14 protein-coding genes are annotated in these 16,051 nt (G+C 61.0%); 10 read left to right on the forward strand and 4 right to left on the reverse strand.

Going from position 1 to position 16,051, the window contains the following annotated elements; genetic code table 11:
- The first annotated feature begins 300 nt into the window (after window positions 1–300).
- From FX984_RS04770 to FX984_RS04795, 6 genes are all read left to right on the forward strand, one after another.
- Complete coding sequence (locus FX984_RS04770) at window positions 301–783, forward strand: DUF4822 domain-containing protein (RefSeq protein ID WP_027608553.1); 483 nt, start codon at window positions 301–303, stop codon at window positions 781–783.
- A 52-nt stretch (window positions 784–835) separates the two neighbouring features.
- Entirely contained in the window at window positions 836–1,267 is a 432-nt protein-coding gene (locus tag FX984_RS04775; RefSeq protein ID WP_371263391.1) for a hypothetical protein, read from the forward strand.
- Between the two features lie 275 nt (window positions 1,268–1,542).
- Window positions 1,543–2,067, forward strand: a complete 525-nt coding sequence (locus FX984_RS04780) for a cysteine hydrolase family protein (protein WP_027608555.1) — start codon at window positions 1,543–1,545, stop codon at window positions 2,065–2,067.
- A gap of 127 nt (window positions 2,068–2,194) precedes the next feature.
- Window positions 2,195–3,148, forward strand: a complete 954-nt coding sequence (locus tag FX984_RS04785; protein ID WP_092356854.1) for a 2-hydroxyacid dehydrogenase — start codon at window positions 2,195–2,197, stop codon at window positions 3,146–3,148.
- Between the two features lie 129 nt (window positions 3,149–3,277).
- On the forward strand, window positions 3,278–4,345 hold the full coding sequence (locus FX984_RS04790) for a phosphotransferase family protein (RefSeq protein WP_146478026.1): 1,068 nt from the start codon (window positions 3,278–3,280) through the stop codon (window positions 4,343–4,345).
- A gap of 10 nt (window positions 4,346–4,355) precedes the next feature.
- On the forward strand, window positions 4,356–5,123 hold the full coding sequence (locus FX984_RS04795) for an SDR family oxidoreductase (protein WP_146478025.1): 768 nt from the start codon (window positions 4,356–4,358) through the stop codon (window positions 5,121–5,123).
- A 48-nt stretch (window positions 5,124–5,171) separates the two neighbouring features.
- Here FX984_RS04795 and FX984_RS04800 read toward each other — a convergent pair whose 3' ends face one another.
- From FX984_RS04800 to FX984_RS04810, 3 genes are all read right to left on the reverse strand, one after another.
- Window positions 5,172–7,019 carry a hypothetical protein gene (locus FX984_RS04800; RefSeq protein ID WP_146478024.1) on the reverse strand — a complete coding sequence of 616 codons (1,848 nt, stop codon included), beginning with the start codon at window positions 7,017–7,019 and terminating at the stop codon, window positions 5,172–5,174.
- 61 nt (window positions 7,020–7,080) lie between these two features.
- Window positions 7,081–10,437, reverse strand: a complete 3,357-nt coding sequence (locus tag FX984_RS04805) for a hypothetical protein (RefSeq protein ID WP_146478023.1) — start codon at window positions 10,435–10,437, stop codon at window positions 7,081–7,083.
- A gap of 134 nt (window positions 10,438–10,571) precedes the next feature.
- Window positions 10,572–11,015, reverse strand: coding sequence for a carboxymuconolactone decarboxylase family protein (locus tag FX984_RS04810; RefSeq protein ID WP_027608560.1), 444 nt, complete (start codon window positions 11,013–11,015; stop codon window positions 10,572–10,574).
- 146 nt (window positions 11,016–11,161) lie between these two features.
- Between FX984_RS04810 and pdxR the strand changes: the two genes are divergently transcribed.
- Complete coding sequence (pdxR, locus tag FX984_RS04815; protein ID WP_027608561.1) at window positions 11,162–12,595, forward strand: MocR-like pyridoxine biosynthesis transcription factor PdxR; 1,434 nt, start codon at window positions 11,162–11,164, stop codon at window positions 12,593–12,595.
- 85 nt (window positions 12,596–12,680) lie between these two features.
- Window positions 12,681–12,962, forward strand: a complete 282-nt coding sequence (locus tag FX984_RS04820) for a putative quinol monooxygenase (protein WP_092356842.1) — start codon at window positions 12,681–12,683, stop codon at window positions 12,960–12,962.
- A 60-nt stretch (window positions 12,963–13,022) separates the two neighbouring features.
- Here FX984_RS04820 and FX984_RS04825 read toward each other — a convergent pair whose 3' ends face one another.
- Window positions 13,023–13,652: a DNA-3-methyladenine glycosylase I gene (locus FX984_RS04825; RefSeq protein ID WP_098479318.1), complete on the reverse strand. Its 630-nt coding sequence runs from the start codon at window positions 13,650–13,652 to the stop codon at window positions 13,023–13,025.
- Between the two features lie 217 nt (window positions 13,653–13,869).
- Between FX984_RS04825 and FX984_RS04830 the strand changes: the two genes are divergently transcribed.
- Window positions 13,870–15,195 (forward strand): C4-dicarboxylate transporter DctA, encoded by a 1,326-nt coding sequence (locus tag FX984_RS04830; RefSeq protein ID WP_169899436.1) that lies wholly within the window; start codon window positions 13,870–13,872, stop codon window positions 15,193–15,195.
- A 145-nt stretch (window positions 15,196–15,340) separates the two neighbouring features.
- A complete protein-coding gene (locus FX984_RS04835; protein WP_027608565.1) occupies window positions 15,341–16,042 on the forward strand; it encodes a FadR/GntR family transcriptional regulator in 702 nt (233 codons plus the stop codon).
- The last annotated feature ends 9 nt before the right edge of the window (window positions 16,043–16,051 follow it).

A 16,051-nucleotide genomic window follows, 5' to 3' on the forward strand; every position in this document is an offset into this window, starting at 1 on the left:
GGCTCAAGCGCGGCCCTGGGCAGTCGTTTCGGGGAGCCGCCGCGGGTTTCTCGAGTGGCTGCCAGGCGCCATTGACGAGAGCGATCCATGACTCTAGTCAATAGACTCTCCATACTTTTAGAGAAGTCACCTACAGCAAAAAAAGAAATCTCTCGTATCCAGTTAAAAGTTTAACCACGACGCCTTTGCAATTGTTACACAACCCTACATAGCCATTGAGCAATCGCCAAAAACCCAACTAACATCGCCCCGTTCCAACCGAAGAACAACATGCTTATTTAAAATAACAAGGACTCCAATATGCGAAGACCTACTGTTGTTTTTGCTGGATTATTGATCACGGGCCTACTCTGTTCGTCCGAAAGTTACGCCACTGACGTTCACGCACTGGCGTCCTCGCCTCAATGGCTGACCACCAGGGTTTATATCGAAGGCGAGCCGGACACCGACGTCAAGGCCAGCTACCCTGGGGTGGTAGGCATATCGATGTGGGACCCGCAGCGCAATCGCTATGAGTTCTTCTACACCGATACCGGCCGCTCGAAATACGCCGATGGCGGCGGCGGTTACTTCCTGGTCACCGGCGATAAAAAGACCCATATCCTGGTCCCTGACCTTGGCCCGACCAGAACCATTGTCAGAAGACTCGAAAAACTCGACAGCAGCGAATTCACTTATTCCCGCGAAGTGTCGCGCGACATGGTCAGCACTAACCCGCCAGTTCGAATTTATGTGGTACACGCCCCCTACACCGGCCCCATAAAGACAGTCATGTCGAACTGATTAAACACTCATGTTTAGTGATAAAACCGAATAATAAAAAAGGCACCTGATAATGAATATGCGCAAACGGTTAATACCCGCACTGCTGGCCGCGACACTGTTACCCGGTGCAGCGATTGCACACACTTCAACAGCCCTTCCTGCAGAAAACGCTGCTGCCACAGCGGACAACGCCGTCATGTTGACCGTATTTCTTAAACACGATCAATCACGCCCCTTGAGCGAATTGAAACAACAACTGGCCAAGCAGGAATTTCACAAGGTGTTCCCGCCTGCCGGGGTGGAAGTGCTGAGTTGGAACATCACCATGGGTATCGGGCAGGTCGTCGTGTTGCGCCTGCCAGCGTCGCGCCTGGCGGAAGTCAACCTGGCGATTGAAAACACCGCATGGGGGGTCTACACCACGGAATTCTTCCCCACCTACAATTTCATGCCCATCGCTCAGGCCGAGCAGGAAAAGGCACGACTTAGCCCCCCGCAGTGATCTCCTGCTGGCAGCAGCGCCCCTGTTCCAGCTGGGGCGCAACTTTTTCGGCACCTGATGCATTTGACAGCCTCGCCCCTGTCCCAGCATGATCGAGGCATGACCTTTTTCCAGCAGCTCCTCACCCGCACCACCACCACGACCGCTCCAGGCGGGTCGTGCGGTTGCCGTGGGTGCTCGAGCTAGACACCACCCAGATTCAACCCAAGGCCCCGCCAGCAATGGACGGGGCCTTTTTATTGCTCCGTCGACTGGCACTCACAAGGAGCAATACCATGGCTGACGCCCTGTTGATCATCGATATGCAAACCGGCCTGTACGATGGCCCCGACAAACCCTTTGAACGGGAGCGCGTGCTGGGCACCATCAACTCGTTGATCGGCCGCGCCCGTGAAGCCGGCGCGCCGATCCTGGTCGCCCGCCATACCGGCCCGGCGGGCTCGCCGATAGCAGCGGGCAGCCCGAATTGGCAACTGTGGCAAGGGCTGCAGGTAGACGAGACTCACGACCATCTCTTCGACAAAACCCGCCCCAGTTGCTTCCTGGGTACCGACCTGGCCCGACGACTGCGGGCCCTGGAGGTTAATCGACTGGTGATCGTCGGGATGAAAACCCAGTACTGCATCGACACCACCTGCCGCGTGGCGGTAGAGCTGGGCTTCTCGGTGATCGTGCCTGAAGACGCCCATACCTGCATGGACACCCCGGCGCTGAAGGCCGAGGCGATCATCGCGCATCACAATGCCACGCTGGCGGGGGCGTTCGGGCTGAGCGTGAAAGCGGCTGACGTCCGGTTCTGACCGGTACAGACTGTAGGAGCAAGCGTGCTTGCGCCTGCAGTCGTAGATTTTTTCTACCCGGGCAAAACGCGCCCTCCTGCAAATCCCGCATACTGATGCCCTCAAACCCTTCAGGAAGAGCCTTCCGATGACCACCACTGTTCTGGTTCTGGTTGAAACCATCAATGAATACCTGCAAATCATCGAGAGCAACGACTTTCATGTGATCCTGGCGCCCACACCCAGCGAGCGCGCCCAGGCGATCAAAACCCACGGCGGCCAGATCAAGGCCGTACTGACCCGTGGCCCGCTGGGCCTGTATGCCGAGGAAATCGCCGCCCTGCCACTGCTGGAGATCATCTGCGTGATCGGCGCCGGTTATGAGCATGTCGACCTGCAGGCGGCGAGCAATCGCGGCATCGTGGTCACCAATGGCGCCGGGGTGAATGCGCCGTCGGTGGCCGACCACGCCATGGCGCTGCTGTTGTCGCTGGTGCGCGGCATTCCCCAGACGGACGCAGCGGTACGCCGCAGCGAATGGCCCAAGGTCATGCGCCCGTCCCTGGGCGGCAAGCAATTGGGCATCCTCGGGCTCGGCGCGGTGGGCCTGGAAATCGCCAAGCGCGCGGCCCTGGGCTTTGGCATGGAAGTGAGCTATCACAACCGCCAGCCGCGCGATGATGTGGACTACACCTACTGCGCCACGGCCGTGGAGCTGGCGCGCAGCTCGGATTTCCTGATCCTGGCCACGCCCGGCGGCGCCGGCACGCGCCACTTGATCGACCGCCACGCCCTGGACGCCCTCGGCCCGAACGGTTACCTGGTGAATATCGGCCGTGGCAGCGTGGTGGTCACCGCCGACCTGATCACCGCCCTTGAGCAACGCCGTATCGGTGGCGCGGCGCTGGACGTGTTCGACGATGAACCCAAGGTGCCGGATGCCCTCAAGCGCTTGAGCAATACCGTGCTCACGTCCCATGTAGCCGGGCTGTCACCGGAAGCCGCCCACGACACCGTGCAGCGCGTGGCCGACAACCTGGTGGAGTACTTCGCCGGCCGTCCGGTGCTTACCCCGGTCGTATTGCCCGCGCCCGAAAAATGACCGATCAGGCAGGCTGATCACCCTTCAACACGCTAACCTATTAAGCCGCCCCGACCTTGTCGCTGGGCGGTGGTGCGCATTAGATTAGGAAATAGTCCGACGCCTTTAGAATAAGCAGAAGGGATAAGCATGGCGCTTAACGATCAATCGACCCAGATTCGCCCAGGCGAAGAACTTGATGCCAGCCTGATCGATCCCTACCTCAAGGCCCATATCCCAGGCCTGAGCGGCACGCCCACGATCAGCCAGTTCCCCGGCGGTGCATCCAACCTCACCTACCTGCTGGAATACCCCGGCCAGGAATTCGTGCTGCGCCGCCCGCCCTTTGGCCACAAGGCCAAGTCCGCCCACGACATGGGCCGCGAATACCGCATTCTCAACCAGCTCAAGGATGGTTTCCCGTATTGCCCCAAGGCCTATGTGCACTGCACCGACGCGTCGGTGATCGGCGCCGAGTTCTATGTGATGGAACGGGTCAACGGCATCATCCTGCGTTCCGACCTGCCCGCCGAACTGGGCCTGGATGCCACCCGGACCGAGGCGTTGTGCAAAAGCTTTATCGACAAGTTCGTCGAACTGCACCAGGTCGACTACCGCGCCTGCGGCCTGGCCGACCTGGGCAAGCCTGAAGGTTATGTGGCACGCCAGATCGGTGGCTGGAGCGACCGCTACGAAAAAGCCCTGACCCCGGACGCCCCCAACTGGGAAAAGGTACGTGCCTGGCTCAACGACAAGATGCCCGCCGACCATCGCACCTCGAGCATCGTGCATAACGACTACCGCTTCGATAACGTGATCCTCGACCCGCATAACCCGATGCAGATCATCGGCGTGCTGGATTGGGAACTGACCACCCTCGGCGACCCGCTGATGGACCTGGGCAACACCCTCGCCTACTGGATCGAAGCCGACGACCCGGCGCCGGTGCAACTGATGCGCCGCCAGCCGAGCAATGCCCCCGGCATGCTCACCCGCCGCCAGTTCGTGGATTACTACGCTGAGCGCGCCGGGATCCAGATCGACAATTTCGACTTCTACTACACCTACGGCCTGTTCCGCCTGGCCGGTATCGTGCAGCAGATCTACTACCGTTTCTTCCACGGCCAGACCCAGGACAAACGCTTTGCACAGTTCATCCACATGAACAAGCTGCTGGAGCAGATGAGCCTGAATGTCATCGGTAAATCAGCCCTCTAAGGAATCGCTAATGTCCAAGACCCACCTGTTCGACCTCGACGGCAAGATTGCCTTTGTGTCCGGCGCCAGCCGTGGCATCGGTGAAGCCATCGCCAAGCTGCTGGCCCAGCAAGGCGCCCACGTGATCGTCTCGAGCCGCAAGCTCGAAGGCTGCCAGCATGTGGCGGACGCGATCATCGCCGACGGCGGCAAGGCCACGGCGATTGCCTGCCATATCGGTGAAATGGAGCAGATTACCCAGGTGTTTGCCGGCATCCGCGAACAGTTCGGCCGCCTGGATATCCTGGTCAACAATGCCGCGACCAACCCGCAGTTCTGCAGCGTGTTGGACACCGACCTCGGCGCCTTCCAGAAGACCGTTGACGTGAACATTCGCGGCTACTTCTTCATGTCGGTGGAAGCCGGCAAGCTGATGCGCGAGAACGGCGGCGGCAGCATCATCAACGTCGCTTCGATCAACGGCATTTCGCCGGGCGTGTTCCAGGGCATCTACTCGGTGACCAAGGCCGCCGTGATCAACATGACCAAGGTGTTCGCCAAGGAATGCGCCGAATTCGGCATTCGTTGCAACGCCCTGTTGCCGGGCCTGACCGACACCAAGTTCGCCTCGGCGCTGGTGAAGAACGACGCGATCCTGAAAATGGCCCTGGCGCAGATCCCGCTCAAGCGCGTGGCCGACCCGAGCGAGATGGCCGGTGCGGTGCTGTACCTGGCCAGCGATGCGTCGAGCTACACCACCGGTGTGTCGCTGAATGTGGATGGCGGCTTCCTGTCCTGAACACGTGCCTGGGAGCAGGTGCGCTTGCTCCCAGGCATACCGGCACGGCTAGAAGTCCACGGGGCTCATGTCAATCTTGAACATGACAAGTTTGCCGTCCTTGGACGTCGCGCCTAATAACTTGAATAACTGGCCACGCCACAACGCGTCGGAAACGCGCCTGGCCGCCGGCGTATCGGGTTGGGATAACGCCAGCACTTGCCGCACCCAACTGTCGGTCATTTGACGTGAGTTTGTCGTCCCTCCCAGGCTGACGTTGGCAAGCTCGCCGGCAGAGGTATGACTGACATGCTTGGCTTCCAGAATGTAGATATCGCCTGCCGGGCCTTCAAACACCCGATCGAAGCCATTCTGCCCACCTCCGTAGGTTCCGCCGGGAAGTACCGTATAGCCATCTTCCGTCAACCGGGCCTCATACATCGCTTCATTCACTTCGCCCTTGCGCTTGTTGTCCCGGGCAGCGTCTTTTTCCCGCCACGTCTCAAGTAACGCCTCTTCGGCCACCGACCGTCTTCTGTCGGGATAGTGCAGTTGCATCGTTCGGCTGATACGCGCCACATTGAAGTTACCGTCTTTTGAGCAACTGACCGTGCCCAAACCTTGAAACCCGTCGTATATCGGCATCCCCGGCGGCAATGGGCGTCGGCTTTCCAAGGCGCTGCAGATGGAAGCCAGACAGTCATACGGGTAACCATTGCGCCAGATATAGGCATCGATCAGTCGACCTTTTTGCGCGGTTGGCGCACTGCGGACAGTCGGCTCGCAAAACCCGACTATTTGCCGCAAGTAGCCCTGCATGTAGTGATAAACCCGCTGGTCGATACTGCTGTTGAGCAGATCGACTGCCCCCACACGCCCGGCATAACCTTTGATATTCCGCGCCGCTTGAAAAAGATTCGAGAGTTGATCGACAGCCAGCATCGGCACCCAGCTATCGGGCGCGCCACCCATTTCAATAAAAATCCCTGCCCCGCCATGCCCGCCCGCCTCCATCACCTTCCAACGCAGCCTTGCACTATCGAAGCTCACGGAGCAAAAGCCGGTGTCCACCGGCAAATAATGTCGGTTGTCGTTTAACCTGAACAGGCCATCCGGTTCGATACGCCCGGCGTTTACCAGATTGCCTCCCGCCCCCACAGCAAACAGATGGGGTAGCGCATTCGGCACGGCACCTGATGGGTTGCCATAATTGGCATCCATAAAATATTGCTCAGCCCCGATCATGAAGGCTCTCTTGCCCGGGAACGCCAGGGTGTTGGTGGGGGCCGGACTCACCGGCAACGTGTAAAGCCCCAGGTCCCATACCGGATCAATACGCTGGGTCGCCGACAAGCTCACACTGCTCAGTGGGGCGGTCAGCGAGGAAGACGAAGCACTGTGGCTCAGTGACGACGCCGATGAGCTATGACTCAGGCTCGGGGAAGACGAGGACGAACTGGCCGCAGAGTGACTGCGCCAGGTGTTCGTCTGCGGCACCCGATGCAGTGCCGGGCCTTGTGGCAAACGTGAATCCGGCGGTCTTTCACGCCATTCCCCGGTCTGCGGATCGCGCACCGCCAGGACGGTGGTGCCGTCGTCCAGGTTCAGGTAAGTGCGCGAATCATATTCACGCAACCCCGTAGCGGGATCAGGCGCCGGTATGGGGTCACCCAGGGCGGCGAAAATGGCGTCTCGGGTGACGGCGGGGGGCGTGGGCAGATCAGTCATGCGCTGATAAGTCGCGCTCGGAACCGCTGCGGATGGCGTGTTGCGCACGGGTATCGCTTCAGGCGGCAGGGGCCCGCCGGCAAAATCAACCACAGGAAACGCGGTACGCGCACTGGGTGCTGCGCCGCTGGGGCGATCGACCGGACGCCCTGTAACCGGTGGCACGGAAGGGGAAGTAAATTGCTTCATAGAATGTCCTTGGACTATGTTGTTCAGCCACCCGTCAGAACCACCTCGGCTGCTGATGGGTTCAGGTTGAAACAGCCAGCTCCTCACTGGATAGCCGCCGATGCCTGTCAGCCTCCAGCCTCCAGCAATCCGCCATGACGTCGTAGTAAACGGTGCCCGTTGTCCCATCGGCCATGCCGATGCCGGTCACGTTGATGGTTGGCGTAAACACGGCGGCTCTTTGCCGGTGGTGACGCAAGGACTTCAACAGTTGCGCAATCGAACTATTGCCCGAGGCAGCGACCCTGGCCAGGTACACCTTGCCAAGGTCCAGCCTGACGTCGAAACGCCCGCCGTCCTTTGAATGAATCCGGATGTTCTCCAAGGGCACGTCGGGGTCGTCATACCGGGGGACCCGAATCGACACGCTGCCCACCTTGATGTGACCGGGGCTGACAACAATGCTGTCGAGCCGGATATCTTCCGCCAGCGCTGTACAAAAGAAGTCCCAGGTCGATGCATCGGACTCTTTATTCAGCGCCTGCGGTGTTGACAGCTCAACGATCGCCCAGGACGTCAGATAGATTTCGTACACCCCGCCCCGTCCGCATAACACACAGGTTGCCAGGTGAGGGGCCGCGCCCAGGTGCACCCGTTGTGAGTGAGCGGTCAGATTCAGGCTTTTAGGCCTGCGCGGCCTCAAGAACGGGTAGTGCCCGTACCTCAGGTTCAGCGAAGCCATTGCGTCCTTGATTTTGTAACCCGGGCTGGCGAAATCACTGACGTAAGACTGCACCGGCGATAATAGCCGGTACGAAACACCGTCGCGCATCACCACGACAAATTCAGCCTTCAACTTCAAGGCTGATGCCTGTAATGAAGCGCCCACGCTCGTCCACGTCGCTGAGGGTTGCGCTGCGTATTCGTCCAGATACAGCGTGCGGCCATCAGCCCACTCAAACTTTATCTTCGCGCCCGTGTAATCCAGGTAGTCGAAGTGGCTCCGGCGTCGCGTGACCACATGATAGGTCGTATACACCCCTGCCAATTCCTGGCTGTCATAGTCCACATACACACAGCATCGGCCCTGCTCCTGGCTTGCATGTGCATCAATGACCGTCATCCCGTGGCCGCGGCTGACAAAGTAACTGGACGTGCCTGCCGCCAAGGCAACCGACTGACCGGGTCCCAGAATAATCGGGAAAATCCTGGGCCCGGGAGGCGCCAGCACTTCCATGCTCACCTGCGGCTCCCCGGTCGGGTCCAACGTTTCAGGCAGCAAGGGCGCTATTCGATAGCCGTCCTGGGTCAGAAAGCTGAAAAGCGCGTTGGCCAGGTGGCGTTTACCCTCGCGTAGCGTGTAGACATTTTCGATCCCGACACAAGGGCCCGGCAGTTCACCGTCCAGCCCCAGGGTGGACGCCACCTTCAGAGCGCTGCCCGAGACCCACCAGCGTTGAATCCGGCTGAAGGGCCAGTTGAGCATGATGAGGCTGCGCTGCTGGCCGTCTTCCTCGATAACCACGTCCTTGGCGCTCTCAAGAATCTCGAAGTAATCGGCGCCTGGCCCGCCATTCACCCTGGCGCTGCCACGCTGTATCAACAACTGGTCGTCTCCGGCCATTGCGTGGGCCTGGTCGTACTCCCCCTTCAGGACAATACGGTTGGCCTCGTTACTGCCGGTAATCACGCTGGAAGCGCCGGCAAGGGACGCAACATTTTCAATGCTCCACAACCCCATGCACTTGAGACCGTCGCGGCCATTGTCGGTCATCAACGTCACGCTGCCCGCCCCCAGATTGACATTGAAGCCTGCCGCACGCGGCCCCGGCGTCTCGCCGAGAAAGCTCAGGGTGTCAGCCCCGGTACCGCCCACCAACACCGAGATCGGCACCCGCCCTTCTGCACCAGAAAAAGTATCCGGCGGTACCTCGAACATGAATTCGTCGTCCTGGCTGCCGCCCACCAGGTGCTTGCGACCACAGCCATAGCGAAAGTGGTTCGGGCGATTCGGCACGCCCAACACCGAGTCATCCCCGCCACCCAGCAGCCAGAGCACACCTTTTTCGGGTCCCTTCGCCCCCCAGGTGGCTTCGGGCAATAAATCGACGGCCCCCTCCTTGCTCGCGTCGAAGTAGTCATCCACCTCATGGATGACCGGTTCACGCACCAGCGTGTGAGGGGACTCACCCGCCTGCTCATCCCATTGATGTTTCCAGTGCCGTATCGTCTGCAGGCGGACCTCGAACCTGCCATTGACGATGGCCTGCACACTGTTCTTCATCTCTGCGCCAAGCAATGCCCGGGCTTGGGCCTTGAGGCTTTCTGCGTAGGCAGTGCGCGCGCGGCTGGTCTTGTAGCGATCGAGTACGCTGTCATCCAACTCCACGCCCGCAAACGCGAACCAGCCAGTGCGCAGGCGCTCGAGGGTGCTCAGCTCGATGTAATCATCGATCTCATCCACCACTCGACACGCGGCATAAATCCGCGCGCCGACAATCAGCACCGCTGCGGCGATAAGGCCTACGGGCCCGGCCGCGCCGAAGCCCGCCAACGCCGAGACGCCCAGTGCAAGACTGAGGGTTGCGCTGACGAGACTGAAACCGGCCTCGACGTAGAGATCCTGCGCCTGTTTGCCTTTTGCTTTCAGCGCGTTTGAAAGCGCAATGAGCGCCTGGGCAATATCAAAAGGCACGGTCAATACCGAGGCGATCAATCCGGCACCACGGCGCAACAGCAACCCCGCGCGTGATGCGCAGAACCCGCGATAAACCGTATGGCCGGCGCTCATCATTTTCTGGCCGATACGCTCCAACGCCAACTCCACACCGAGGGACGCCACTTCTGCGGAAAAGGCGCCGCCCTCGAACAACAGCTCGCCCGTATCCCCCGTTCTGAGCGCTTCGCCTATGCCTCGAATGGCACTGTAAAAACCGTAGAGCTGCAGCCCGACTCCCAAGGTTTGCGCACTCCCGCTCCTGAGCTTATCGGCCCAGCCGGGCAGGCTTTCCATGGCACTCACGTCGTTGAGGTTGACGCTCTGTACCCGCCGCAGCAATCGATCGAGTTTGACAATCGCCTCGTCCGAAGCATCCGGCGGGCTCAACATGCCGGGCGCCCACTCCGAACGCAATGACGCCAGTTCAAACAGTGCGGCAGTGGCCTGGTCACAGCTTTCACCGCTGGCGGACGTCATATACGCTTTAAGGTGCACGGCAGAAAACGTGATCTGATCGATCAATGCCTGATCAGCTTCCTTGACGCGATACCGCTCCACATCAAGTTCCGCGCCCTCCAGGCGCGCGCCCATGCTATCCAGGGCCACGCGGCCAACCGAAGTCTCACCGATACCCATCGGGCCCCATGCGGTATCCAGATCCATCAAGGTCTGTTGACGCAGCGGTAAGACCGACGCGCCGTCGTCCTGCAACTCTTCCATTACGGCACTCCAGTCACTGACGAAGCACGCTTCGTCGTTATCAACGCGAACACCCTGTGTGCGCACTGCGTCGATACTGAAGTGTTGAGGGATGAACCTGGGGTGCATAGGTAGAGCGCGGGTGAATATCCCGCTCAAGCATTCGGCGGTTGCTGGCGAAAACTCACCGCCAGGCGGTTCCAGCCACTGATGCTGGAGACCGCCATGGTCAGGTCCACCAGTTCCTGTTCGCTGAATTCCTCGCGCACGGCGCTGAAAAGTTCGTCCGAAACACTGGAAGTCGGCAGCATCGCCACCGATTCGCACCAGGCCAATGCCGCCTTCTCCCGCGGCGTAAAGAACGGCGAGTCACGCCATACGCATAGCGCGAACAAGCGTCGCTCCGTTTCGCCGCGCTGACGCGCCGCCATCGAATGCATATCGGTGCAAAAGCCGCAGTGGTTGAGCTGCGAAACGCGGATCTTGATGAGTTCCAGCAGCGGCCGCTCGATGGACAGGCCAAAGGTGTTCGCCTCCAGCAGCAACATGCCCTTGAGCGCTTGCGGTGACGCGGTGTAGTAGTCCAGACGGGATTCCATGGGCAGCTCTCGGGGCAATGACCGTTCAGCCTAGAACTCTCACGGTGTCAGCCCTATAGCCAATCCGACGGTTTACCCAGGGACCATTTTGAGCGCACCTCGCGAGCGAGTAACCTTGGCGCAGAGCGAAGACCCCGGGATAAAACATGGAACTGCACGTCGTCATCAATGGCCGCAAGGATCTGGCCGAACAGCTGTACCAGCAGTTGCGCGAGGCCATTGGCTCCGGGCGCCTGGCCGCCGGTGCGCAACTGCCGCCCAGCCGCTTGCTGGCCGAACAACTGGGGGTATCCCGCAAGACCGTATCCGACACCTACGCGACCCTGACCTACGAAGGCCTGCTGGTCGGCAAGACCGGCCGCGGCACCTTCGTCAACGCCCGTACGCCGCAGACCGGGCGCCTGCAAACTGCTACCGACCTGGCCTGCGCCGCCAACCTGGCGAAGTGGCAGTCACTGCCCTCGCCCATGCGCCACCCCACTCGCGACAGCACGTTGCGCTACGAATTTATCGGCGGCGCCACCAGCCGCAACCAGTTCCCCCAGGATGAATGGCGGCGCTGCACCCAGGACGCGTTGCGGCGCATCGCCCGGGACAGCGGGTTCTACAGCCAGCCGGAAGGGTTGCCGGCCCTGCGCAGCGCGATCGCCGGGCATATCGCGTTTTCCCGTGGGGTCCAATGCCGCGACAGCGACATCGTCGTCACCAACGGCGCGCAGCAGGCCCTGGACCTCATCGCCCGCGTGGTGCTGGAACCGGGCAGCATCGTCGCCATGGAAGACCCCGGCTACAGCCCTGCGCGCCAGTTATTCATGGCGATGGGCGCGCGGGTCATCGGTGTTCCCGTCGATGAGCAAGGCATCCAGGTCGACCGGATCCCCGATGGCGCACGGCTGATCTACGTCACGCCCTCCCACCAGTTCCCCCTCGGCATGCCCATGAGCCTGTCACGTCGGGAAGCGCTGCTGGCGCGGGCCTTCGAGCTGGGTGCGATCATCATAGAGGACGACTACGACAGCGAGTTCCGCTACGAAGGCCGGCCCACCGACTCACTGCAAAGCATGGACAGCCGTGGCGTGGTCACCTACGTCGGGACGTTCTCCAAGACCCTGTTGCCCGAACTGCGCCTGGGCTATGCGGTGCTGCCGCCGGCGATCTACGGCGCGGTGCTCAAGGCCAAGCAATTGACCGACCAGCACAGCTCCACGTTGCCGCAATGGGCACTGGCCAAGTTCATCAGCGAAGGTTATTTGCTCAAGCATATTCGCCGCTGCCACACCGTGTACGCCGGGCGCCGCGAGCGCATTTTGCAGCGCCTGGCGGGCGACCTGTCACCATGGTTCGAAGCGGTGCCCACCGTCGCCGGGTTCCATATGGCGGCGTTGTGCAAAGTACCGGTGAATATCCCGTTGCTGATGGAATTGGCACGCCAGGTGGAAGTCGGCCTGTACCCGCTGGACGTGTTCTTCCACGACACGCCGGTGCGCCCAGGCCTGATCATCGGGTTTGGGGCCATCGAGACCCTCGACATCGACCCGGCGCTGGACAAGGTGTGCGATATTCTCCAGCAGATTGGCTAGGGGGTTTTCCGAGGGATTGGTCATTGGTCCTGGCGCGTCGAGGCTCTAGCCTGTGCGCTGACACCCGACCTCGGAGACCATCGCCATGCCCGACCGTGCCTTCAACACTGTTCATGTCCGCGCGGCTGCCGGGCGCTCCAGGGAACTGGGCGAGCGCCTGCGGCAGATCGCCGAGCTCGTGCGCGCCACCCCAGGCTGCCTCGATTACGCCGTACAGCGCAGCCCGGTGGACCCCGACCTCTGGACCGTCAATGGCTGCTGGGCCGGTGCCGAACCGCTCAACGCACACTTCGGGCTGCCGGCCCTGCAAGGCTTTATCGAGCTGGCCTCGGCAAACCTGGCGAGCCGGCTTGCGTTCGACCATTGATGGGATTGGCCTCATCACCAATCAGCAGCATGGGTGAAGCCCCCTCCCACCGCCAGCGGCTCACGGGCGCTTGAACTGGCGACGCAGTTCTTCGATCTTTGGGCGGCACACGCACCCATCAAGGTGATCATTGACCATCCCCATCGCTTGCATCAGCGCATACATCGTGGTCGGCCCGACGAACGTCCAGCCGCGTTTCTTCAAGGCCTTGGACAGGCGCACCGAGGCCGGGGAGGTGGGATTGCCCGTCCAGTAAGCCAGGTCCACCACTGCCGGGCGCTCTTCAGGGCCGGGTTCGAACGCCCATAACCACTGCGCCAGCGAGCCGGTTTCAGCCACCAGCTCGCACGCCCGGCGGGCGTTGTTGATGGTGGAAACGATCTTCGCCCGATTACGCACGATGCCCGGATCCTGCATCAACCGCGCGATATCTGCCTCGCCGTACTGCGCCACCCGGCGAAAATCAAAACCGTCGAATGCCGCCCTGAACGGCTCGCGCTTGCGCAGGATGGTGATCCAGGCCATGCCGGCCTGGAAGCCTTCCAGGCAGATCTTCTCGTACAGCTGAACATCATCCGCCACCGGTACGCCCCACTCGTGGTCGTGATAACGGAGGTATTCCGGCGCGGTCGTACGCCAGGTGCAGTGGGTCAGCCCGGTGTCGTCAGTGGTCAGTCCTGGTTTGTCCATCCATCACCTCATGTGCCAGGCGGCGGATGATAAGCGAAAAAATTTGCGCCCCGCCAACCGCTCAAGCATCAACCTTCGCGACCAACTGGTCAGACCGGGACCTGCCAACCGCCGAATTTTTACTTGTGATTTCAAAAATACCTGGCCTAGACTGGCGACGCACTGGACTTACCGGTATGACCACAACAATTAAGCCCTGGAACCACCAGGGCACCGAATAGAGATCCCTCCCATGCTCAGATGGTGCTCGCGTTCGATTTTCCTGCAAGTCGTGATTGGCCTGATGCTCGGCATCGTGTGCGGCCTGGCCCTTCCCGAATTCTCCTCGCAACTCAAACCCCTGGGTGACGGCTTTATCAAGCTGATCAAGATGCTGATCGGCCTGATCGTGTTCTGCGTGGTGGTCAGTGGTATTTCCGGGGCTGGCGACTTGAAGAAGGTCGGGCGCATCGGCCTCAAGTCGGTGATCTACTTTGAAGTGCTCACCACCATCGCCCTGGTGATCGGCCTGGTCATGGCCTTCAGCACCGGGATCGGCACCGGCGCCAATATCCATCTGGAACAGCTCTCCTCCGCCGGTCTCAATGAACTGGCCGACAAGGGCCAGCACATCAAGGGCACCAGCCAGTTCCTGATGGACCTGATCCCCAACTCGGTGATCGGCGCCTTTGCCGACAACAATGTCCTGCAAGTACTGCTGTTTTCGGTGCTGTTCGGCAGCGCGTTGAACCTGGTGGGCGAAGCGGCCTCCGGTATCACTCGGCTGATCAATGAACTGAGCCATGTGATTTTCCGCATCATGGGCATGATCGTGCGCCTGGCGCCCATCGGCGTGTTTGGTGCGATCGCCTTCACCACCAGCACCTACGGGCTGGACTCCCTGCAACACCTGGGCAGCCTGGTGGGCCTGTTCTACCTGACCTGCCTTGCCTTCGTCGCGCTGATCCTCGGCGTGGTGATGCGCCTGTCGGGCCTGCGCATGCTGCCGCTGCTCAAGTACCTGCGTGAAGAACTGCTGATCGTGATGGGCACCGCTTCCTCCGACGCGGTGCTGCCGCAGGTCATGCGCAAACTCGAACACCTGGGCATCGGCAGCTCCACCGTGGGCCTGGTGATTCCCACCGGGTACTCGTTCAACCTCGACGGTTTCTCGATCTACCTGACCCTGGCCATCGTGTTTATCGCCAATGCCACCGGCACGCCGCTGTCGATGACCGATCTGCTGACCATCCTGCTGGTGTCGCTGATCACCTCCAAGGGCGCCCACGGTATTCCCGGCTCGGCCCTGGTGATCCTGGCGGCGACGCTCACGGCGATCCCGGCGATTCCAGTGGTCGGCCTGGTGCTGGTGTTGGCGGTGGACTGGTTCATGGGTATCGGTCGCGCCTTGACCAACCTGATCGGCAACTGCGTCGCCACCGTGGCCATTGCCCGTTGGGAAAAAGACATCGATATCCAACGCGCCAACAAGGTGCTCGACGGCCAGCAAGGCTATGCCTTCCAGGCCAGGAAGCCGGTAGTGCCGGTCCACCAGGAATTCTAATGCTGTCTCATGGGCAACACTGGCTAATGTGGGAGGGGGCTTGCCCCCGATGAGGACGGTCAGTTGATCTATCTGTAACTGATCCACCGCTATCGGGGGCAAGCCCCCTCCCACACTGGATTCGCCCCATCAAGGAACCATCGACGTGATCAGCACCTCAACCGTCGTCAATTCAGTCGTAGAAAAACTCCGCGCCGCACTCAAGCAGGGTCAGTGGCGCCGGGGCGAAATGCTCCCGGGCCAGCGCGAACTGGCCGAACAGCTGGGTATCAGCCGCCCCAGCCTGCGCGAAGCGGTGATCGTGCTCGAAACCCTCGGCCTGGTGCGCTCCATGCCCGGCAAAGGTGTGGTCGTGCTGGAAACCAGCGTCAGCGAACCACAATCGAGCGACGCCGTGGCCGATGCCAGCCTCGAAGACATCCTGCAACTGCGCTACACCCTCGAACCCTTTATCGTCGGCCTGGTGGCCCAGTCCATCAGCAGCAAGGAAGTCGGCCAATTGCGCCTGACCCTGATGGACATGCGCGAAGCCCTGGATGCAGGTGACGCCGAAGCCGGCATGAACGCCTACCTCGATTTTCACGAAGAACTGTTCGCGCTCACCGCCAACCCGATCTTCCAGAACGTGGTGCAGCAAACCAGCACCGCCCTCAAGCAAAGCGCCCAGGTACTGCGCAACTCCCCCGAGCACCTGGCGGAACGCCTGCAGGAAAATGAAGCGGTGGTACGCGCCATCCGCAACAAGAACAGCGCCCTGGCCAGTGCCGAGATGCGTCGGCACATCCTCCAGGAAGGCCTGCGCATGGGCATTCACTTGAACATTCCGGACGACCATCTCGGCAACTGATTTTTTGGA

The organism is Pseudomonas marginalis, from assembly GCF_008692035.1.
GTDB lineage: Bacteria > Pseudomonadota > Gammaproteobacteria > Pseudomonadales > Pseudomonadaceae > Aquipseudomonas > Aquipseudomonas marginalis.